18 protein-coding genes are annotated in these 19,535 nt (G+C 71.3%); 16 read left to right on the forward strand and 2 right to left on the reverse strand.

The window, feature by feature from the left end:
* The 16 genes from rpe to pyk all read left to right on the forward strand — a co-directional run bounded on the left by rpe (position 1) and on the right by pyk (position 17,303).
* On the forward strand, positions 1–663 hold the full coding sequence (gene rpe, locus BJ959_RS00950) for a ribulose-phosphate 3-epimerase (protein ID WP_153981138.1): 663 nt from the start codon (positions 1–3) through the stop codon (positions 661–663).
* Between the two features lie 37 nt (positions 664–700).
* Positions 701–1,069, forward strand: a complete 369-nt coding sequence (locus BJ959_RS00955; protein WP_153981137.1) for an FKBP-type peptidyl-prolyl cis-trans isomerase — start codon at positions 701–703, stop codon at positions 1,067–1,069.
* A 64-nt stretch (positions 1,070–1,133) separates the two neighbouring features.
* The gene (locus BJ959_RS12500; protein WP_047564676.1) at positions 1,134–1,397 is read left to right on the forward strand and encodes a phosphoribosyl-ATP diphosphatase; all 264 of its coding nucleotides are present in this window, start codon (positions 1,134–1,136) and stop codon (positions 1,395–1,397) included.
* Positions 1,398–1,443: 46 nt separating this feature from the next.
* Entirely contained in the window at positions 1,444–2,283 is an 840-nt protein-coding gene (gene hisG, locus BJ959_RS00965) for an ATP phosphoribosyltransferase (protein WP_153981136.1), read from the forward strand.
* Entirely contained in the window at positions 2,283–3,044 is a 762-nt protein-coding gene (gene hisF / locus BJ959_RS00970; protein ID WP_153981135.1) for an imidazole glycerol phosphate synthase subunit HisF, read from the forward strand. Before hisG ends, hisF begins: the two co-directional genes overlap by 1 nt.
* The gene (gene hisI / locus BJ959_RS00975) at positions 3,041–3,403 is read left to right on the forward strand and encodes a phosphoribosyl-AMP cyclohydrolase (RefSeq protein ID WP_153981134.1); all 363 of its coding nucleotides are present in this window, start codon (positions 3,041–3,043) and stop codon (positions 3,401–3,403) included. Before hisF ends, hisI begins: the two co-directional genes overlap by 4 nt.
* Positions 3,400–4,920: an anthranilate synthase component I gene (locus BJ959_RS00980; RefSeq protein WP_153981133.1), complete on the forward strand. Its 1,521-nt coding sequence runs from the start codon at positions 3,400–3,402 to the stop codon at positions 4,918–4,920. The genes hisI and BJ959_RS00980 overlap by 4 nt, the downstream gene beginning before the upstream one ends.
* A complete protein-coding gene (locus BJ959_RS00985; protein ID WP_153981132.1) occupies positions 4,917–5,519 on the forward strand; it encodes a Trp biosynthesis-associated membrane protein in 603 nt (200 codons plus the stop codon). Before BJ959_RS00980 ends, BJ959_RS00985 begins: the two co-directional genes overlap by 4 nt.
* Positions 5,520–5,553: 34 nt before the next feature.
* Positions 5,554–5,787 carry a DUF6704 family protein gene (locus tag BJ959_RS00990; RefSeq protein ID WP_153981131.1) on the forward strand — a complete coding sequence of 78 codons (234 nt, stop codon included), beginning with the start codon at positions 5,554–5,556 and terminating at the stop codon, positions 5,785–5,787.
* Positions 5,788–6,564 carry an indole-3-glycerol phosphate synthase TrpC gene (gene trpC / locus BJ959_RS00995; RefSeq protein WP_153981130.1) on the forward strand — a complete coding sequence of 259 codons (777 nt, stop codon included), beginning with the start codon at positions 5,788–5,790 and terminating at the stop codon, positions 6,562–6,564.
* Positions 6,561–7,778 (forward strand): tryptophan synthase subunit beta, encoded by a 1,218-nt coding sequence (gene trpB / locus BJ959_RS01000; protein WP_153981129.1) that lies wholly within the window; start codon positions 6,561–6,563, stop codon positions 7,776–7,778. The genes trpC and trpB overlap by 4 nt, the downstream gene beginning before the upstream one ends.
* Positions 7,775–8,557 (forward strand): tryptophan synthase subunit alpha, encoded by a 783-nt coding sequence (gene trpA, locus BJ959_RS01005; RefSeq protein WP_153981128.1) that lies wholly within the window; start codon positions 7,775–7,777, stop codon positions 8,555–8,557. Before trpB ends, trpA begins: the two co-directional genes overlap by 4 nt.
* Before the next feature lie 40 nt (positions 8,558–8,597).
* Positions 8,598–9,608, forward strand: coding sequence for a prolipoprotein diacylglyceryl transferase (gene lgt, locus BJ959_RS01010; protein WP_424960738.1), 1,011 nt, complete (start codon positions 8,598–8,600; stop codon positions 9,606–9,608).
* 148 nt (positions 9,609–9,756) lie between these two features.
* Positions 9,757–14,334: a glutamate synthase large subunit gene (gltB, locus tag BJ959_RS01015; RefSeq protein ID WP_153981126.1), complete on the forward strand. Its 4,578-nt coding sequence runs from the start codon at positions 9,757–9,759 to the stop codon at positions 14,332–14,334.
* Positions 14,327–15,784, forward strand: a complete 1,458-nt coding sequence (locus BJ959_RS01020) for a glutamate synthase small subunit (protein ID WP_153981125.1) — start codon at positions 14,327–14,329, stop codon at positions 15,782–15,784. Before gltB ends, BJ959_RS01020 begins: the two co-directional genes overlap by 8 nt.
* 61 nt (positions 15,785–15,845) lie before the next feature.
* The gene (gene pyk / locus BJ959_RS01025) at positions 15,846–17,303 is read left to right on the forward strand and encodes a pyruvate kinase (RefSeq protein ID WP_153981124.1); all 1,458 of its coding nucleotides are present in this window, start codon (positions 15,846–15,848) and stop codon (positions 17,301–17,303) included.
* A 7-nt stretch (positions 17,304–17,310) separates the two neighbouring features.
* Here pyk and BJ959_RS01030 read toward each other — a convergent pair whose 3' ends face one another.
* Complete coding sequence (locus tag BJ959_RS01030) at positions 17,311–18,318, reverse strand: SIS domain-containing protein (RefSeq protein ID WP_153981123.1); 1,008 nt, start codon at positions 18,316–18,318, stop codon at positions 17,311–17,313.
* A complete protein-coding gene (locus BJ959_RS01035) occupies positions 18,288–19,523 on the reverse strand; it encodes a hypothetical protein (RefSeq protein ID WP_153981122.1) in 1,236 nt (411 codons plus the stop codon). Before BJ959_RS01035 ends, BJ959_RS01030 begins: the two co-directional genes overlap by 31 nt.
* Between the last annotated feature and the right edge of the window lie 12 nt (positions 19,524–19,535).

A 19,535-nucleotide genomic window follows, 5' to 3' on the forward strand; every position in this document is an offset into this window, starting at 1 on the left:
GTGACCGTGCGCATCAACCCGAGCATCCTGTCGGCCGACTTCGTGAACCTGCAGCACGAGGTGGAGCGCATCGCGACCGCGGATCTCGTGCACGTGGACGTCATGGACAACCACTTCGTGCCCAATCTCACGTTCGGACCGCAGATGGTGGGGCGGCTGCAGTCCGTGTCGCCGATCCCGCTCGACGTGCACCTGATGATCAGCGATGCCGATCGCTGGGCGCCGGGCTACGCCGAGCTGGGGGCCTTCTCGGTCACCTTCCACGCGGAGGCCGCGGCCGATGTCGTCGCAACGGCGCGCGCGATCCGCGACCGCGGCAGCCGTGCCGGTATCGCCGTCAAGCCGGGCACGCCGATCGAGCCGTACCTCGAGCTGCTGCACGAGGTCGATCAGGTGCTCGTGATGACCGTCGAACCCGGGTTCGGGGGGCAGAGCTTCATGCCGGAGACCATGCCGAAGCTGCGCGCCCTGCGCGAGGCCGTGCGCGCGCACGGTCTCGACGTGTGGCTCCAGGTCGACGGCGGCATCGCCCTCGACACGATCGGCATCGCCGCCGAGGCCGGCGCCGACACCTTCGTCGCGGGCTCGGCCGTGTACGGCCGGGACAGTGTCGAGGGCGCCATCGCCGAGCTCCGGGCCGCGGCGACCGCGCACACGCACTGACGACGCCCGACTCCGCAGCGTCTGGTTGGATGGTCGTATGAGCCAGAACACCAAGCCAGAGATCGACTTCTTCGAGGGTCCCGCTCCCACCGAGCTCGTCATCACCGACCTCGTCGTCGGCACCGGCGCCGAGGCCACGCCCGGCGCGACGGTCGACGTGCACTACGTCGGCGTCGAGTTCGAGACCGGCGAGGAGTTCGACGCGTCGTGGAACCGCGGCTCGTCCATCAACTTCCCGCTCGGCAGCCTCATCGCCGGCTGGCAGCAGGGCATCCCCGGCATGAAGGTCGGCGGTCGCCGGCAGCTGGTCTGCCCTCCCCACCTTGCCTACGGCCCCGCCGGCGGCGGTCATCGTCTCTCGGGCAAGACCCTCGTCTTCGTCATCGATCTGCTCGGCGTCTCCTGATCCCGCCCACTCCGGCAACGGGCACGCGGGCATTCGCCCGGCGACAGCCCGGTACCCTGGGCCGGTGAAGACTTTCGACGCGCTGTTCGCCGAACTGAGCGAGAAGGCGCGCTTGCGGCCCGAAGGTTCCGGCACCGTCGCGCAGCTCGATGCGGGCATCCACGCGATCGGCAAGAAGATCGTCGAGGAGGCCGCCGAGGTGTGGATGGCCGCCGAGTACCAGAGCGACGAGGCCACCGCCGAGGAGGTCTCGCAGCTGCTCTACCACCTGCAGGTGCTCCTCGTCGCGAAGGGCCTGACCCTCGACGACGTCTACAAGCACCTCTAGCCCGATTTCTGCGCCCGCGGGCGCCCACTGCCCTGAAGAGACCACCATGCTGAGAATCGCGGTACCCAACAAGGGGTCGCTCTCCGAGACCGCCGTCGAGATGCTCGTCGAGGCGGGCTACGCCGGGCGGCGCGACCCGCGCGCGCTGACGGTCGCCGACCCGCGCAACGGCGTCGAGTTCTTCTATCTGCGCCCGCGCGACATCGCCACCTACGTGGGGTCCGGCGCGCTCGACGTCGGCATCACCGGTCGCGACCTGCTGCTCGACTCCGGGTCCGCCGCGGTCGAGATCCAGTCCCTCGACTTCGGCGGCTCGACGTTCCGTTTCGCGGCGCCTCCCGGGTCGGTGGCGGGGCTCGACGACCTCCAGGGGCTCCGGGTCGCGACCAGCTACCCCGGCCTCGTCGGCGACTTCCTCGCCCGGCACGGCGTCACCGCGACGCTGATCCGTCTCGATGGCGCGGTCGAATCGGCCGTGCGCCTGGGCGTGGCGGATGCGGTGGCCGACGTCGTCTCGACCGGCTCCACGCTGCGCGCGCAGGGCCTCGAGATCGTCGGCCCGGTCATCCTTGAATCGACCGCGGTGCTCATCAGCGCCCAGCCGGAGCTCACGGGCATCGCGACCCTTCAGCGCCGCCTGCAGGGCGTGCTGGTCGCCCGCCAGTACGTGCTCATGGACTACGACCTGCCCGCCGAACTGCTCGAGCGCGCCACCGCGATCACGCCGGGCCTGGAGTCCCCGACGGTCTCGCCGTTGGCCGACGGCTCGTGGGTGGCGGTGCGCGCCATGGTGCCGCGCGACGAGACGAACCACGTCATGGACGCCCTCTACGAGCTCGGTGCCCGCGCCATCCTGGTCAGCTCGATCCACGCCGCCCGCATCTGATGAGCGTCTCGGTCCGCGTCATCCCGTGCCTCGACGTCGCCGCCGGCCGCGTCGTGAAGGGCGTGAACTTCCTGAACCTGCGCGATGCCGGCGATCCGATCGAGCTCGCCCGCACGTACTACGAGCAGGGTGCCGACGAGATCACCTTCCTCGACGTGAAGGCGACCGTCGACAATCGCGAGACCATGTTCGATCTCGTGCGGGCCACAGCCGAGCAGGTGTTCATCCCGCTGACCGTCGGCGGTGGGGTGCGCGCCGTCGATGATGTCGCGCGCCTGCTCGCGCACGGCGCCGACAAGATCGGTGTCAACTCGGCGGCGATCCGGCGCCCGGAGCTCATCGGCGAGATCGCCGACCGCTTCGGCGCGCAGGTCTGCGTGCTCTCCCTCGACGTGACGCGCGATGCCGCGGCGCCGAGCGGCTTCGTCGTGACCACGCACGGCGGCCGCGAACGCACCGCCATCGACGCGATCTCCTGGGCCCGCGAGGCGATCGAGCGGGGCGCGGGCGAGCTGCTCGTCAACTCGATCGACGCCGACGGCACCAAGGAGGGCTTCGACCTCGAGCTCATCACCGCGATCGCCGAGGTGTCGAGTGTGCCGGTGATCGCGTCGGGCGGCGCGGGAGCGCTCGAGCACTTCGCGCCCGCGATCACCGCCGGGGCGCACGCCGTGCTGGCCGCCAGCGTGTTCCACAACGGCGAGCTCACGGTCAGCCAGGTGAAGGACGCGCTGCGCGCGGAGGGGATGGACGTGCGATGACGACGACCGACATCGACGGGGTGCTCGCGCGCGTGCGCTTCGATGCGGCCGGGCTGCTGCCCGCCGTGATCCAGCAGCACGACACCGGCGAGGTCCTGATGGTCGGCTGGATGGACGCGGAAGCCCTCCGCCGGACGCTCACCGAGGGCCGGGTGACCTTCTGGAGCCGCTCCCGCCAGGAATACTGGCGCAAGGGCGATACGAGCGGGCACATCCAGCTCGTCCGCGGTGCGGCACTCGACTGCGACGGCGACACCCTGCTCGTGCAGGTCGACCAGGTGGGGGTCGCCTGCCACACCGGCGCGCGGTCGTGCTTCGACGTCGACCCGCTCACTCCGGTGATCGGAGAAGCCGCGTGACCACGACGACGCGCGAGGAGTTCGCCGCGCAGCTCGCCTCCGCGCGGGTGGTGCCGGTCATCCGCACCCTCTTCGCCGACGCGCTCACGCCGGTCGGTCTGTACCGCTCGCTCGCCGAGGGTCGCGCAGGCGGCTTCCTGCTGGAGTCGGCCGAGCAGGGCGGCATCTGGTCGCGCTACTCGTTCATCGGCGTGCGCTCGTTCGGGGTGCTCACCGAGGAATTCGGGCGCGCCGTGTGGCTGCCCGGCTCCCTCGACGCCGAGCGCGCCTTCGGCGGGGCCATCCCCCCGGGTACCCTCGCCGCTCTCGACACGCTCTACGCCCGGTGGCGGAGCCCGGAGGTGCCCGGCCACCCGCCGCTCACGGGCGGGCTCGTCGGCTTCATCGGCTGGGACGCCGTGCGCCAGGTCGAGAACCTCCCCGACGCGCCCCCCCGTGACTTCCCGTGCCCGGAGCTCGCCATGGCCTTCGTCAGCGAGCTCATCGTCATGGACCACCGCCAGGGCACGGTCTCGCTCATCGCGAGCGCCCTCGCCGACGGCGTGGAGGACGAGGCGGCGCTGTGGGCGGATGCCCAGGCCCGGCTCGACGCCCTGGAGGCCGCTCTCGCCGAGCCCGCGGAGCCCGGCATCGCGCGCATCGACCTCACCACGGCTCCCCGGCCGCACCACCGCTCGACGCCGGCCGAGTACCTCGCCGCGGTCGAGCGGTCGAAGGACTTCATCCGTGACGGCGACGTGTTCCAGGTGGTCATCGGCCAGCGCTTCGACCACGAGCTGACGGCGAGCCCGCTCGACGTGTACCGGGTGCTGCGGGCCCTGAACCCCTCGCCCTACATGTACGCCCTCGCGCTCGAGACGGCCGCGGGCGAGCCCTACGCGATCGTCGGCTCCTCGCCCGAGGCGCTCGTCAAGGTCACGCGCGGGCGGGCCTACACCCACCCGATCGCCGGGTCGCGGCCGCGCGGTGAGACCCCCGAGCGCGACAGCGAGCTCGCGGAGGAGCTTCTCGCCGACCGCAAGGAGCAGGCCGAGCACCTCATGCTCGTCGACCTCGGCCGCAACGACCTGTCGAAGGTCTGCCGGGCCGGCACGGTCGAGGTCACCGAGTTCATGCAGGTCGAGCGGTTCAGCCACATCATGCACCTGGTCTCGAGCGTCGAGGGCGACCTGCGCGACGACGCGACGCCCATCGATGTCTTCCGGGCGACCTTCCCCGCTGGCACCCTCAGCGGAGCGCCGAAGCCCCGCGCGCTCGAGATCATCGACGAGCTCGAGCCGGCGCGCCGCGGCGTCTACGGGGGAGTGGTCGGCTATTTCGCGTTCTCCGGCGACCTCGATCTCGCGATTGCCATCCGCACCGCCTTCCTCGCCGACGGCGTCGCGCGCGTGCAGGCCGGCGCGGGCCTGGTGGCCGACTCGGTGCCGGAGGCGGAGTTCCAGGAGACGATCTCGAAGGCGGCGGCGCCGCTGCGGGCCGTCGCCATCGCGAACGCTCTCGAGCGGGGTGAGCGATGACCGCCGTCGCCGAGGGGCGGGCGCGCCGCATCCGGATGCTCGCCCTGCTGCTGCCCGTCGTGGCCGCCGCCGCGGCCTTCCTGGCGTGGTCGCAGCCGTGGGTCGCCCTGACGCTCGACGATGGCCGCGTCGTCATCGCCGGAGGCGATGTCGCCGCGCCGGCTCTCCCGCCGTTCGCGCTCGCCGCTCTGGCCCTGGTCGGGGCCCTCGCCCTGGCGGGCCCCGTGTTCCGCGTGATCCTCGGCATCATGCAGGCCCTGCTCGGCGCGGGGGTGATCGCTTCGGGCGCACTCGTGTTGAGCGACCCGGTCGCGGCCGGGGCAGGATCGGTCACGGCGACCACCGGGATTGCGGGCACGGAGGCGGTGCGCGGCGTCGTCACGGCTGCCGCGACCACGGCCTGGCCCGCTGTCGCGATCGCCGCCGGGGCAGCGGCGGTGCTCATCGGCATCGGCATCGTCGTCACCGCTCGTCGCTGGCCGGCACGCACGCGGCGCTACGACGCGGTTCGCCTGGCGCGGGGGGAGGGCGAGCAGCGTCTCGATCGGCTCGACGCCTGGGACGCGTTGAGCGACGGCGACGACCCGACGGCACGATAGACTCGACGCGACCCCGCCCGACCCACCAGGAGTGATGATGAACGCGCAGAACGACCCCGGCCACGGACACTCGCCCGCAGCCTGGACCGCCGTGACCATCATGCTCATCGGCTTCACGATCGGCACCGTCGCGTTCTTCTTCGAGCTCGCCTGGCTCGTCTGGGCCAGCGCGGGAATCGTGCTCGGCGGCTGGATCATCGGCGGCATCATGGCCAAGGCCGGCTACGGCGTGAAGGGCCCGAAGTACCAGCCGAAGGCGCACTCCTAGGTGCTCGACGGGCTGGTCGCCGGCGCCCTCGCGGACGCCGCGCGGCGGCGCGAGGCGCGCCCGCTCACGGCGGTGGAGCGCGCGGCGCTCGATCGCGCGCCCGCACTCGACGCGCGCGCGGCCCTGCAGCGCGACGCGACCATCAAGGTGATCGCCGAGGTCAAGCGCGCCAGCCCGTCCCGGGGGGCGCTGGCGGAGATCCGCGACCCGGCGCAGCTCGCCCGGCAGTACGCGCAGGGCGGCGCCTCGGCGATCAGCGTGCTGACCGAGGAGCGCCGGTTCGGCGGCAGTCTTGCCGACCTCGAGGCCGTGCGCGCGGCGGTCGGCATCCCGGTGCTGCGCAAGGACTTCATCGCCGAGCCCTACCAGGTGCTCGAGGCGCGGGCGGCCGGAGCCGATCTGGTGCTGCTCATCGTCGCCGCGCTGGAGGACCCGGTGCTTCGCGAGCTCCACGCGCTCATCCTCGAGCTGGGCATGACGCCGCTCGTCGAGACCCACGATGCCGACGAGGTGCGTCGCGCGGTCGACCTCGGTGCGACCGTGATCGGGGTGAACGCCCGCGACCTCTCGACCTTCGAGCTCGATCGCGACCTCTTCGGGCGGCTCGCGCCGAGCATCCCCGATGACACCGTCCGCATCGCCGAGTCGGCTGTCAGCGGGGTCGCAGACGTCGAGCACTACCGTCGTGCAGGAGCCGACGTGGTCCTCGTCGGCGAGGCACTGGTCACCGGTGGCGACCCTGTCGCGACCCTGAGCGAATTCCGGGCGGTCTCATGAAGCTTCGCGATCAGGTCGGGCCCTACTTCGGCGGGTTCGGCGGGCGTTTCGTGCCGGAATCGCTCATCGCCGCGCTCGACGAGCTCGACGCCGCCTACCAGCACGCGAAAGCTGATCCGACGTTCGCGGCCGAGCTCGACGAGCTGCACCGCAGCTACACCGGTCGGCCGTCGATCATCACCGAGGCGAAGCGGTTCGCACAGCATGCGGGCGGTGCGCGCATCATCCTCAAGCGCGAAGACCTGAACCACACCGGCAGCCACAAGATCAACAACGTGCTCGGGCAGGCTCTGCTCGCCAAGCGGCTCGGCAAGACCCGCATCATCGCCGAGACCGGAGCGGGCCAGCACGGCGTCGCCAGCGCGACGGCCGCGGCGCTGTTCGGCCTGGAGTGCGTCGTGTACATGGGCGAGGTCGACACCGAGCGCCAGGCCCTCAACGTCGCCCGCATGAAGCTGCTCGGCGCCGAGGTGGTTCCGGTGACGGTGGGCTCGCGCACGCTGAAGGACGCGATCAACGAGGCCCTGCGCGACTGGGTGGCCAACGTCGAGACGACCCACTACCTGCTCGGCACGGTCGCCGGCCCCCACCCCTTCCCGACGATGGTGCGCGATTTCCATTCGGTCATCGGCATCGAGGCGCGCGAGCAGGTGCTGGCCCTCACGGGTCGCCTGCCCGACGCGGTCGTCGCGTGCGTGGGCGGCGGCAGCAACGCCATGGGCATCTTCCACGCCTTCCTCGACGACGAGGGCGTGCGCCTGGTCGGCAACGAGGCGGCCGGTGACGGCGTCGACACGCCGTTCCACGCCGCGACGATCACCAAGGGCCGCCCCGGCGTGCTGCACGGTGCCCGCAGCCTCATGCTGCAGGACGACGACGGGCAGACGATGGAGTCGCACTCGATCTCCGCCGGGCTCGACTACCCCGGGGTCGGCCCCGAGCACGCCTGGCTCGCCGATATCGGGCGCGCCGAGTACCGCCCGGTCACCGACGCCCAGGCGATGGATGCCCTCCGCCTGCTGAGCCGCACCGAGGGCATCATCCCGGCCATCGAGACCGCGCACGCGCTGCACGGGGCACTCGAGCTCGGCCGCGAGCTCGGACCGGACGGGATCGTGCTCGTCTCGCTGAGCGGCCGCGGAGACAAGGACATGGAGACCGCGGCCCGCTACTTCGGGCTGCTCGGCCCCGGTGGCGAGGAGGCCCGCTCGTGAGCAGCGTCGCCGACACGATCCGCCTCCGCAACGAGGAAGCCGCCGGTGCACTCGTCGGGTACCTCCCCGTCGGCTTCCCCGACCTCGACACGAGCGTCGATGCCGCGGTGGCTCTGCTCGAGAACGGCGTCGACGTGCTCGAGCTGGGGCTTCCGTACAGCGACCCCGTGATGGACGGCGCGATGATCCAGCGTGCCACCCAGAGCGCTCTCGCGAATGGATTCCGGCTGCGGCACGGGTTCGAGGCGGTCGAGCGGATCCGGTCGCGGGTCGACGCCCCCGTTCTCGTGATGACCTACTGGAATCCGGTGGTGCAGTACGGGGTCGAGCGCTTCGCGACCGATCTGCAGAACGCCGGGGGAGCGGGGCTCATCACGCCCGACCTCATTCCCGACGAGGCCGCTGAGTGGATGGCCGCCTCGACCGAGCACGACCTCGACCGCGTGTTCCTCGCCGCGCCCTCGTCGAGCGACGCCCGCATGAAGCAGGCGGTCGACGCGAGCCGCGGTTTCGTCTACGCGGTGTCCACCATGGGCATCACGGGTGCCCGGGCCGACGTCGATGCCGCCGCGCGCGGGGTCGTCGCCCGCCTGCGCGACGCCGGTGCGACGAGCGCGTGCGTGGGCCTCGGTATCTCCACCGCCGATCAGGTCGCCGACGTGCTGTCGTACGCCGATGGTGCGATCGTCGGCTCCCGGCTCGTCGCCGCGCTCGAGGAGGGCGGCGTCTCCGGAGTGGCAGAGACCGCCGCGGCTCTCGCGGCCGGCACCCGCCGGTAGGCTTTCCCCTGCCCCCGCAGAAAGGTTCACCGACGTGATCGTGCCCGTGAGCATCCCGAGCCCGCCGCCCGAGTGGCAGGTCTTCAACCTCGGCCAATGGCTGCGCGACATCGGCCTGACCTGGTTCGGGTTCGACGTGAACATCTACGCCTACGCCCTGTGCATCCTCGCGGGCATCGTCGTCGCCGTGCTGCTCACGAACCACCGCCTCACCGCGCGCGGCGCCGAGCCGTGGATCACGCTCGACATCGCCCTCTTCGCCGTGCCGTTCGGCATCATCGGCGGGCGCGTCTACCACGTGCTGACCCACCCCGATGACTACTTCTTCGAGGGTGCCGACCTGCTGAAGACCCTGTACATCTGGGAGGGCGGCATGGCGATCTTCGGCGCCCTGATCGGCGGCGCTCTCGGTGTCTGGATCGGCTGCCGGGTGACGGGCATCCGCTTCTGGTCGTTCGCCGACGCCCTCGCGCCGGGCCTGCTGCTCGCCCAGGCGTTCGGGCGGCTCGGCAACTGGTTCAACCAGGAGCTCTTCGGCCTGCCGACCGACCTCCCGTGGGGTCTCGAGATCGATCGCCCGAACGACGCGATCCCTGTCGGCCTGCCCGAGGACACGCTCTTCCACCCGACGTTCCTCTACGAGATCGTCTGGAACGTCACCGGCGCCATCGTGATCCTGCTGCTGGCGCGCCGCGTCGTGCTGCAGTGGGGCAAGCAGCTCGGCATCTACCTCATCTGGTACGGCACCGGCCGCAGCGTCTTCGAGTCCATCCGCCTCGATCCGAGCGAGCTCTTCCTGGGCATCCGCGTCAACGTGTGGGGCGCCTGGGCGGCCGTCGTGATCGGTCTGGTCATCATCATCATCCAGTCGCGTCGGCACACCGGTCTCGAGCCCTCGGTCTACACGCCGGGCCGGGAGTGGTCGCCGGAGGCTGGGGTAGACTCCGAAGACGTCTACACCGACTCCGACGACGAGGGCAATGGGGCCCCCGTCGCCGCCGGTCCCTCCGGCACGACCAACGCCACAAGCGGGTCCGCCGCGAAGCCGTGATCCCTCCCGCACTCGTCACCGAGAACCGCGGGAGGTGAGCAGGATCGCCACCACACTCGATCCGGCATCTGCGGCGCTCTCGCAGCGCGCATCCATCCCTCGGGCCAGCGACGTCCCACGGTCACCACACCCACGTGAGGACGGTTCGATGAATCTCCCCAGCCCGCACCAGCGCTTCTCGGCGGTGCCCGCCGCTCAGGGCATGTACGACCCCCGACGCGAGCGCGATGCCTGCGGTCTCGCGATGGTCGCCACGCTGCGCGGCACGGCGGGCCACGACATCATCCAGGCGGCGCTCGACGCGCTGCGCAACCTCGAGCACCGGGGCGCGGTCGGCTCCGACGCCGGCACCGGCGACGGCGCGGGCATCATCACCCAGATCCCGGATGCCTTCCTGCGCGCCGTGCTGCCCTTCGAGCTTCCCCCTGTCGGCCAGTACGCGATCGGCACCGCGTTCCTCCCGGTCGACGACGGCGCGCGCGCCGCCGAGAAGGCCGGAATTGAGCGGATCGTGGCGGACGAGGGCATGGAGGTGCTGGGATGGCGCCCGGTGCCGACCGACCCGAGCCTGATCGGGGCGCTGGCGCGCGAGGCCATGCCGGTCTTCGAGCAGCTGGTGGTGCGGTCGACCCGCGCCGACGAGCACGGCGCCCCGCTGTCGGGCATCGCTCTCGACCGCCTCACCTTCCGCGCCCGCAAGCGCGCCGAGCGCGAGCTCGGCTCGTACTTCCCCTCCCTGTCGAGCCGCACGCTCGTCTACAAGGGCATGGTCACGACGCTGCAGCTCGAGCCCTTCTACCCCGACCTCAGCGACGAGCGCTTCGCGTCCAAGCTCGCGCTCGTGCACTCGCGGTACTCGACGAACACGTTCCCGTCGTGGCCGCTCGCGCAGCCGTTCCGCCAGATCGCCCACAACGGCGAGATCAACACGGTGCAGGGCAACCGCAACTGGATGCGGGCCCGCCAGTCGCAGCTGCGCTCCGAGCTGTTCGGCGACCTGCGCGACGTGTTCCCCATCGTCACCCCGGGCGCGAGCGACTCGGCATCCTTCGACGAGGTCGTCGAGTTGCTGCATCTGGGCGGCCGGTCGCTGCCCCACGCGATCATGATGATGGTGCCGGAGGCCTGGGAGAACCAGACGGACATCGACCCGGCCCTCCGCAACTTCTACGAGTACCACGGCATGCTCATGGAGCCATGGGACGGCCCCGCGGCGCTCGTCTTCACCGATGGCTCGCTCGTCGGAGCGACGCTCGACCGCAACGGCCTCCGGCCGGGCCGCTTCGTGGTGACCGACGACGGCCTCGTCGTGCTCGCGAGCGAGATCGGTGTGCTCGACATCGAGCCGAGCCGCGTCGTGCGCAAGGGTCGCCTGCGCCCCGGCAAGATGTTCCTCGTCGACACGGCCGACGGTCGGCTCATCGAGGACGACGAGATCAAGGCCGAGCTCGCCGCCATGCAGCCCTGGGGCGAGTGGCTCGACGGTCAGCGCATCAACCTGAAGGACCTCCCCGAGCGCGAGCACATCGTGCACACGCCGGCGTCGATCGTGCGCCGTCAGCGCACCTTCGGCTACACCGAGGAGGAGGTGCGGGTTCTGCTCGCGCCCATGGCCAAGGCCGGGGCCGAACCGCTCGGCGCCATGGGCTCCGACACGCCGATCGCGGTGCTCTCCGACCGGCCGCGCCTCCTGTTCGACTACTTCACGCAGCAGTTCGCCCAGGTGACCAACCCGCCGCTCGACTCGATCCGCGAGCAGGTCGTCACCTCGATGCGGCTCGGTCTCGGCCCCGAGCGCAACCTGCTCGAGGCGACACCGCGCCACGCGCGCCAGGTCGTGCTCGACTTCCCGATCATCGACAACGACGAGCTGGCGAAGATCCAGCACATCGACCCGCGCCCGGGCAGCTCGCTGACCACCACCATCAAGGGCCTGTACCGGGTCGACAAGGGCCCGCGCGCGCTCGAGAAGCGCATCCAGGCGATGTGCGACGAGGTCGACGATGCGATCGCCGACGGTGCCGAGTTCATCGTGCTCAGCGACCGCGACTCGACCGCCGACCTCGCTCCCGTGCCGTCGCTGCTCATGCTGGCCGCCGTGCACCACCACCTGATCCGCACCGAGAAGCGCATGCAGGTGGGTCTCATCGTCGAGGCGGGCGACGTGCGCGAGGTCCACCACTGCGCGGTCCTCATCGGCTACGGCGCGTCGGCGATCAACCCGTACCTCGCCATGGAGACCGTCGAGAATCTCGTGCGCTCGGGCATGATCACCGGCATCACGCCCGAGAAGGCGGTGCGCAACGTCATCAAGGCGCTCGGCAAGGGCGTGCTGAAGATCATGTCGAAGATGGGCATCTCGACCGTCGGCTCGTATGCGGGCGCGCAGGCCTTCGAGGCCGTCGGCTTGAGCCAGGAGTTCGTCGACCGCTACTTCACCGGCACGTCGAGCATCCTCGGCGGCGTCGGCATCGAGACCATCGCGGCCGAGAACGCGGCACGGCACGAGCTGGCCTACCCCGCCACGGCTCCCGCCAACCCGCACGAGCGGCTGCAGACCGGCGGCGAGTACCAGTGGCGCCGGGAAGGCCCCCCGCACCTGTTCAATCCCGAGACGGTGTTCCGGCTGCAGCATGCGACGCGCGCGAAGCGCTACGACATCTTCCGCGAGTACACGCGCGCCGTCGACGAGCAAGCCGAGAACCTCATGACGCTTCGCGGGCTGTTCCGGCTCAAGACCGATGAGCGCGAGCCGGTGCCGCTGGACGAGGTCGAATCGGTCGAGTCGATCATCCGCCGCTTCACGACCGGCGCGATGAGCATGGGCGCGATCAGCCCCGAGATGCACGAGACTCTCGCGATCGCGATGAACCGCATCGGCGGCCGCAGCAACACGGGCGAGGGCGGCGAGAGCCCCGAGCGGCTCCTCGACCCCGAGAAGCGCAGCGCCATCAAGCAGGTCGCCTCCGGGCGCTTCGGCGTCACGAGCCTGTACCTGACGCACGCCGATGACATCCAGATCAAGATGGCGCAGGGGGCCAAGCCCGGTGAGGGCGGTCAGCTGCCGGCCAATAAGGTGTACCCGTGGATCGCCCGGCTGCGGCACGGCACCCCCGGTGTCGGGCTCATCTCGCCGCCGCCGCACCACGACATCTACTCGATCGAAGACCTGAAGCAGCTGATCTTCGACCTCAAGCGATCGAACCCCTCCGCCCGCGTTCACGTCAAGCTCGTCAGCCAGTCGGGCATCGGTGCAGTCGCGGCGGGCGTCGCGAAGGCCAAGGCCGACGTCGTGCTCATCTCGGGGCACGACGGCGGCACGGGCGCGAGCCCGCTCAACTCGCTCAAGCACGCCGGAACGCCGTGGGAGCTCGGCCTCGCCGAAGCGCAGCAAACGCTCATGCTCAACAACATGCGCGGCCGGGTCACGGTGCAGGCGGACGGGCAGATGAAGACCGGCCGCGACGTCATCATCGCCGCGCTGCTCGGGGCCGAGGAGTACGGCTTCGCGACAGCGCCGATGGTGGTCTCCGGCTGCATCCTCATGCGTGTCTGCCACCTCGACACCTGCCCCGTCGGCGTCGCGACCCAGAACCCCGAGCTGCGCAAGCGCTTCACCGGCACGCCCGAATTCGTGATCACCTTCATGGAGTTCCTCGCGCAGGAGGTGCGCGAGTACCTCGCGGCACTCGGTTTCCGCAGCCTGGAGGAGGCGATCGGCCGAGCCGACCTGCTCGACGTCGATCGGGCGGTGCGCCACTGGAAGGCCGACGGGCTCGACCTGTCGCCGATCCTGCAGGGCCCCGCGTTCTCCGACGATGCACCGCGCACCAAGAGCGAGGAGCAGGATCACGAGCTCGACGAACACTTCGACAACGAGCTGATCCGGCTCAGCGCCGACGCCCTCGAGCACGGGGCGCCCGTGCGGATCGACCTTCCGATCCGCAACACCGAGCGCGCAGTCGGCACCATGTTGGGGCACCACGTCACCAAACGGCACGGTGAGGCGGGCCTCGCGCCCGACACCATCGACGTCACGCTGACCGGATCAGCCGGCCAGAGTCTCGGCGCCTTCATGCCGCGCGGCATCACCCTGCGGCTGCACGGTGACAGCAACGACTACGTCGGCAAGGGGTTGTCGGGCGGGCGCGTTATCGTGCGGCCGCCGCGCGAGAGTGTGTTCCCCGCCGAGCGCAACGTGATCGCCGGCAACGTGATCGGCTACGGCGCGACGAGCGGCGAGCTGTTCATCCGGGGCATCGTCGGCGAACGGTTCCTGGTGCGCAACTCCGGCGCGACCGCCGTGGTCGAGGGAGTCGGCGACCACGCCCTGGAGTACATGACCGGCGGGGTGGCCGTGATCCTCGGGCAGACCGGCCGCAACCTCGGGGCGGGTATGTCGGGAGGCGTCGCCTACATCCACGAGCTGCGCACCGAGCGGGTCAACGGTGAGGCGCTCGCCACCGGCGAGCTGAGCCTGCTGCGACTCGACGACGACGACCGTGTCGTCGTCACGGGCCTGCTGAAGCAGCATCATGAGGAGACCGAGTCGGCTCTCGCCGCCCGCCTCCTGGCCGAGGGCGACGCGGCGCTCGACCGCTTCGTGAAGGTGATGCCGCGCGACTACGCGGCGGTTCTTGCCACGCGCCAGTCCGCGCTCGACGAAGGCCTCGACCCCGATGGCGACATCGTCTGGGGCCGCATCCTGGAGGTGACCGGTGGCTGACCCCCGTGGCTTCATCACTGTTCCCGAGCGCGAGCTGCCGCCGCGCCGCCCCGTTCCGCTGCGGCTCATGGACTGGAAAGAGGTCTACGAGCAGGGCGATCCCGGGGTGCTCCGCCGTCAGGCGGGCCGCTGCATGGACTGCGGCATCCCGTTCTGCCACCAGGGCTGCCCGCTGGGCAATCTCATCCCCGAATGGAACGACCTGACCTGGCGCGGCGAGGGCCGGCAGGCCATCGAGCGGCTGCACGCGACCAACAACTTCCCTGAGTTCACCGGCAAGCTGTGCCCCGCCCCGTGCGAGTCGTCGTGCGTGCTGGCGATCAACCAGCCGGCGGTCACCATCAAGCAGGTCGAGGCGTCGATCATCGAGCAGGCGTGGAACAACGGCTGGGTGCAGCCGGTGCCGCCCGAGCGGCTCACCGGCAAGACCGTGGCGGTCGTCGGGTCGGGTCCGGCTGGCCTGGCGGCGGCGCAGCAGCTGACCCGCGTCGGGCACACGGTCGCGGTCTTCGAGAAGGACGACCGCATCGGCGGACTGCTGCGGTACGGCATCCCCGACTTCAAGATGGAGAAGCGGCATCTGGATGCCCGGCTCACGCAGATGCAGGCGGAGGGCACCCGCTTCCGGGCGGGCGTCGAGATCGGCGTTGACATCACGTGGAGCGAGCTGCGCACCCGCTACGACGCCGTGGTCGTCGCCACGGGCGCCCCCGTGCCGCGCGACCTCGCGATCCCGGGCCGCGATGCCCTGGGCATCCACTTCGCCATGGAGTACCTCACGCAGGCGAACCGCGTGCAGGCCGGTGACACGGTGCCGAACCAGATCACGGCCGAGGGCAAGCACGTCGTCGTGCTCGGCGGTGGGGACACCGGCGCCGACTGCATCGGCACCGCCCACCGCCAGGGCGCGCTCAGCGTGACCAACCTGGCGATCGGCAAGCAGCCGCCCAGCGAGCGGCCCGAGAGCCAGCCGTGGCCGACGCAGCCGACCCTGTTCGAGGTGCAGAGCGCGCACGAGGAGGGCGGCGAGCGGGTATACCTCGCCTCGACCGTCGAGTTCCTCACGACGGAGGCCGGCGAGGTGCGGGCCATCCGGGTCGCCGAGACCGAGTACCGCGACGGCCGGCGCGTGCCCAAGGCCGGCACCGAGCGGGAGATCCCCGCCGACCTCGTGCTGCTCGCCCTCGGCTTCACCGGGGCGGCGCGCGGCACCCTCGACGAGCAGCTCGGCCTGCCGTTCGACGAGCGCGGCGCCATCCGGCGGGAGGCCGACTACACGACCGGCGAGGCCGGGGTGTTCGTCGCTGGCGACGCGGGCCGGGGCGCGTCGCTCATCGTCTGGGCGATCGCCGAGGGCCGTGCGGCTGCCGCCGCCGTCGATGCCTACCTTCAGGGGGAGAGCGCACTGCCCGCACCGGTGCGCGCCACCGACCGACCCCTGACCGTCTGACCCCGGGGCTCCGGCCCCGACCTGCACCACCTCTACCACCACCACCCCACGTGAGGAACTCATGAGACGCGCGAAGATCGTTGCCACCCTCGGGCCGGCGACATCCAGCTACGAGAACATCCGGGCCATCATCGAGGCGGGCGTCAATGTCGCCCGCATGAACCTCAGCCACGGCAGCTACGAGGTGCACGAGGAGGTCTACCGCAATGTGCGGCAGGCTGCCGCCGACGCCGACAAGCCCGTGGCGGTGCTCGTCGACCTGCAGGGCCCGAAGATCCGGCTCGGCAAGTTCGAGAACGGGCCCCACGAGCTCGCCGAGGGCGACATCTTCACGATCACGACCGAGGACGTCCTCGGCACCAAGGAGATCTGCAGCACGACCTTCAAGGGCCTGCCCGCCGACGTGAAGCCCGGCGACTTCCTGCTGATCGACGACGGCAAGGTCAAGGTGAAGGTGCTCGACACCGACGGCGTGCGCGTGCGCACGGAGGTCGTCGTCGCCGGCCCGGTCTCGAACAACAAGGGCATCAACCTGCCGGGTGTCGCCGTCAACGTGCCCGCCCTCTCCGAGAAGGATGAGGACGACCTGCGCTGGGGCCTGAAGCTCGGAGCCGATTACATCGCCCTGTCGTTCGTGCGCAACGCCTCCGACGTCAACCGCGTGCACGCGATCATGCGGGAGGAGGGGCGCACCATCCCGGTGATCGCCAAGATCGAGAAGCCGCAGGCGGTGGATGCTCTCGAGGAGATCATCGAGGCCTTCGACGGCATCATGGTGGCGCGCGGAGACCTCGGCGTCGAGCTGCCGCTCGAGGCCGTGCCGATCGTGCAGAAGCGCGCCGTCGAGCTGGCCCGCCGCATGGCGAAGCCCGTGATCGTCGCCACGCAGATGCTCGAGTCGATGATCAGCAACCCCATCCCCACGCGAGCGGAGACCTCCGACGTCGCCAACGCCGTCCTCGACGGCGCGGACGCCGTGATGCTGAGCGGCGAGACGAGCGTGGGGGAGTTCCCCGTGATCACGGTCTCGACCATGGCGCGCATCATCGCCTCGACAGAGGAGCACGGTCTCGAGCGCATCCCGCCCCTCGGCACCAAGCCCCGCACGCAGGGCGGTGCGATCACCCTCGCCGCCGCGGAGGTCGCCGACTTCGTCGATGCCAAGTACGTGTGCGTCTTCACCGAGTCGGGCGACTCGGCGAGGCGCATGTCGCGGCTGCGCTACCGCATCCCGATGAAGGCCTTCACGCCGCTCGAGAGCATCCAGCGCCGCATGTCGCTGACCTGGGGCATCGAGTCGTTCCTCGTCGACCGCGTCACGCACACCGACGCCATGTACCGCCAGGTCGACGAGGCGCTCCTGCGGGAGGGTCTCGCCGACGTCGGCGACAAGGTCGTCGTGATCTCCGGCTCGCCTCCCGGCATCCCGGGGTCGACCAACGATCTTCGGGTGCACGTCGTCGGTGACGCGATCAACGCCGTCGCGCCGGTCTGGCAGAGCGGCGCCAGCGCCGACTGACCGTCGCTCAGCCGCCCGCACCTCCGCGGTCGAGGGGCCGGCGCGAGAACCCGAACTCCGGGTCCTGCGCCAGCCACTCGGCCGCGACCAGCTCGAACGGGAGGGTCTCCACGAGCACGCGCACCCGGTCGTCATGGTCATCCGGGAACCGCAGCGCGAACTCGGCGCCCGGGAGCTCGCCCCCGATCGCCGCGAAGCGGGCGCCGCGCGACCGGAGCCACTCCACGGCCTGAGCATCCCAGGCAGACCCGGTGAGAACGGCCGCGCGGTAGTCATGGGTGCGGCTCGTGTAGACGTCGACGTGGGCCCAGTCGCCGGTCTCGCATGCCACGGCGAGGCGGCGCGGCAGCTCGCGCACCATGAGCGCCGCCTGCTGCGCCGAGCAGAAGCGCTCGGCCGGTGCGAGCACGTGCACTCCATCGCCCGAGTCGAGCACCTGGGCCAGCGCGGGGCGCCAGTCGGACACCGTGGCCTGGAGCGTCTCGGTGGCGGCGGCGGCGCGGTTCAGCTCGTCGCGCGAGCGCTGACGGTCCGCGAGGCGGAACAGGTGCTCGAGGACGACGATCGTGTGGCGGTAGGTGCGGCTGGCGACCCCGCTCGATTCGACGCCCGCTCGGAGGTCGATGACCGCATCGGCGCGCTCGGCGAGCGGACTGGTGACCGCGTTGGTGACCGCGATCAGGCGTCCACGCCCGGCGTAGGGCTCGACGGCGGCGAGCACTTCGGCGCTCCGACCCGTGGCTGAGACGGCGACCACCACGAGGTCGTCGCTCGGCGGCGGCAGCTGCACCGCGCTCGCCCACTCCGCCACTACTGCTCGGCCCGTCGCGCGGGCCGCGCGCGCCACCCGGTCGGCCGCGTAGCGGCTCGAGCCCATGCCGAGGATGAGAACGCGTGCCGGTCGCGACGCGCCCAGCACGCTCGCGAGGTCGTCGATCTGGTCGAGCGCACCCGCGAGCGCGCGGTAGCTCGCCGGGATCGCCGTCAGGTCGTCGGGGAATCGGGTGGTGTCCACGGGGGGTCCTCCAGCTCGGGATCGGGGTCGAAGCGGTGGGTGATCGCCCAGTCGGCCGCATAGCGCCAGCGGGGGAGGTACCGCTCGGCGTACGCGACCTCGCGCAGCAGCTGCTGGGCCTCGAGCGCCGGCAGGCGCCGCTCGTCGAGAAGCGGAGCTCCGGCCAGGTGGGGGGAGACGTCCCGGTACCCGGCGAGCAGGTCGTGCCGCGCGTGGTCCGCCCACGCGCGGATCGCGGGATGATCGCCCTGCCGTTTCGCGACGATCGCGCCGACCAGGTCGAGCGACACGAGGAGGTGGGCGACATCGACGGCGGCCTCAGCGGCGTCGGGGTCGAAATCGCCGAGCGGGTCGCCATCGAAGTCGATCAGCCGCATCGTGCCGGTGGCATCCCGCAGCACCTGTCCGACGTGCAGGTCGCCGTGGATCGCGAATCGTGGCGCGCGCAGCGCCGGGGCCGCAGCGAGAACTGCGGCCAGTGCGCCCCAGCGTGCTCGCAGACGCAGCGCACCGGCGTCCGTGGCGTCCGGGGGTCCGTCCGCTGGCGGCGGAAGCGTCGCACCGAGGGGGGCAGCGATCGCTCCCGGTCCGGGTGACCCGCCTGCCGTCGCCTCGGCTGTCGCGTCGGCGAGAGCCGCGTGCACCCGGGCGACCAGGCGGCCGAGCTGCCGCGGCCAGGCCGACCGCTGCGACGCCGCGACCGCGGCGCCGGCCTCGTCGACAGCCCACGTCCACCCGTCGACGCTGTCGGCGTGGAACTGGTGCACGGTCGCCACCGTGGCGCGCCCGTGCGGGGTGTCGAGCTCGAGGGTTCCGTGCAGGAGGGGGAGGACATCCGGGCACCGCTCGGCGACAGCGCGGGTCACGCGCACGGCGCGATCGCCGTCGCCGAGCCGCCCGACCACCTTCACGATCAGGCGCTCGTCCACCACGACGTTCCAGTTCGTCATGTCGATGCCGGCGCCGAGCCCGCGCTCGTGCCCGACGACCGTGCCGGGCGCCGCGTCGACGGTGCGCCGCACGCCGGGCGGCAGGGGAGAGCCGGAGAGCAGCCGCGCGAGTTCCGCGGCGATGCCATCGCCGGCCTGCGCGGGCTCTCCGTTCCGGGTGAGGATCCGCACCCGCTGCCCCGGGCCCCAGTGCACCGTCCCCGCCGAGAGCGCGAGCTCGAGCTCGATCGCGGCGTCCTCGGGTGACGAATTCATTGAACCCCAATT

The sequence above is a fragment of the Microcella frigidaquae genome (assembly GCF_014200395.1).
GTDB lineage: Bacteria > Actinomycetota > Actinomycetes > Actinomycetales > Microbacteriaceae > Microcella > Microcella frigidaquae.

Excerpts from the sequence above, each read along its gene's own strand:
- BJ959_RS00985 (WP_153981132.1), top strand. The coding sequence starts at position 4,917 with ATGACCGCCGTCGCCGAGGGGCGGGCGCGCCGCATCCGGATGCTCGCC.
- BJ959_RS00955 (WP_153981137.1), top strand. The coding sequence starts at position 701 with ATGAGCCAGAACACCAAGCCAGAGATCGACTTCTTCGAGGGTCCCGCT.
- hisF (WP_153981135.1), top strand. The coding sequence starts at position 2,283 with ATGAGCGTCTCGGTCCGCGTCATCCCGTGCCTCGACGTCGCCGCCGGC.
- pyk (WP_153981124.1), top strand. The coding sequence starts at position 15,846 with ATGAGACGCGCGAAGATCGTTGCCACCCTCGGGCCGGCGACATCCAGC.
- hisG (WP_153981136.1), top strand. The coding sequence starts at position 1,444 with ATGCTGAGAATCGCGGTACCCAACAAGGGGTCGCTCTCCGAGACCGCC.
- gltB (WP_153981126.1), top strand. The coding sequence starts at position 9,757 with ATGAATCTCCCCAGCCCGCACCAGCGCTTCTCGGCGGTGCCCGCCGCT.
- BJ959_RS00990 (WP_153981131.1), top strand. The coding sequence starts at position 5,554 with ATGATGAACGCGCAGAACGACCCCGGCCACGGACACTCGCCCGCAGCC.
- hisI (WP_153981134.1), top strand. The coding sequence starts at position 3,041 with ATGACGACGACCGACATCGACGGGGTGCTCGCGCGCGTGCGCTTCGAT.
- trpB (WP_153981129.1), top strand. The coding sequence starts at position 6,561 with ATGAAGCTTCGCGATCAGGTCGGGCCCTACTTCGGCGGGTTCGGCGGG.
- BJ959_RS01035 (WP_153981122.1), bottom strand. The coding sequence starts at position 19,523 with ATGAATTCGTCACCCGAGGACGCCGCGATCGAGCTCGAGCTCGCGCTC.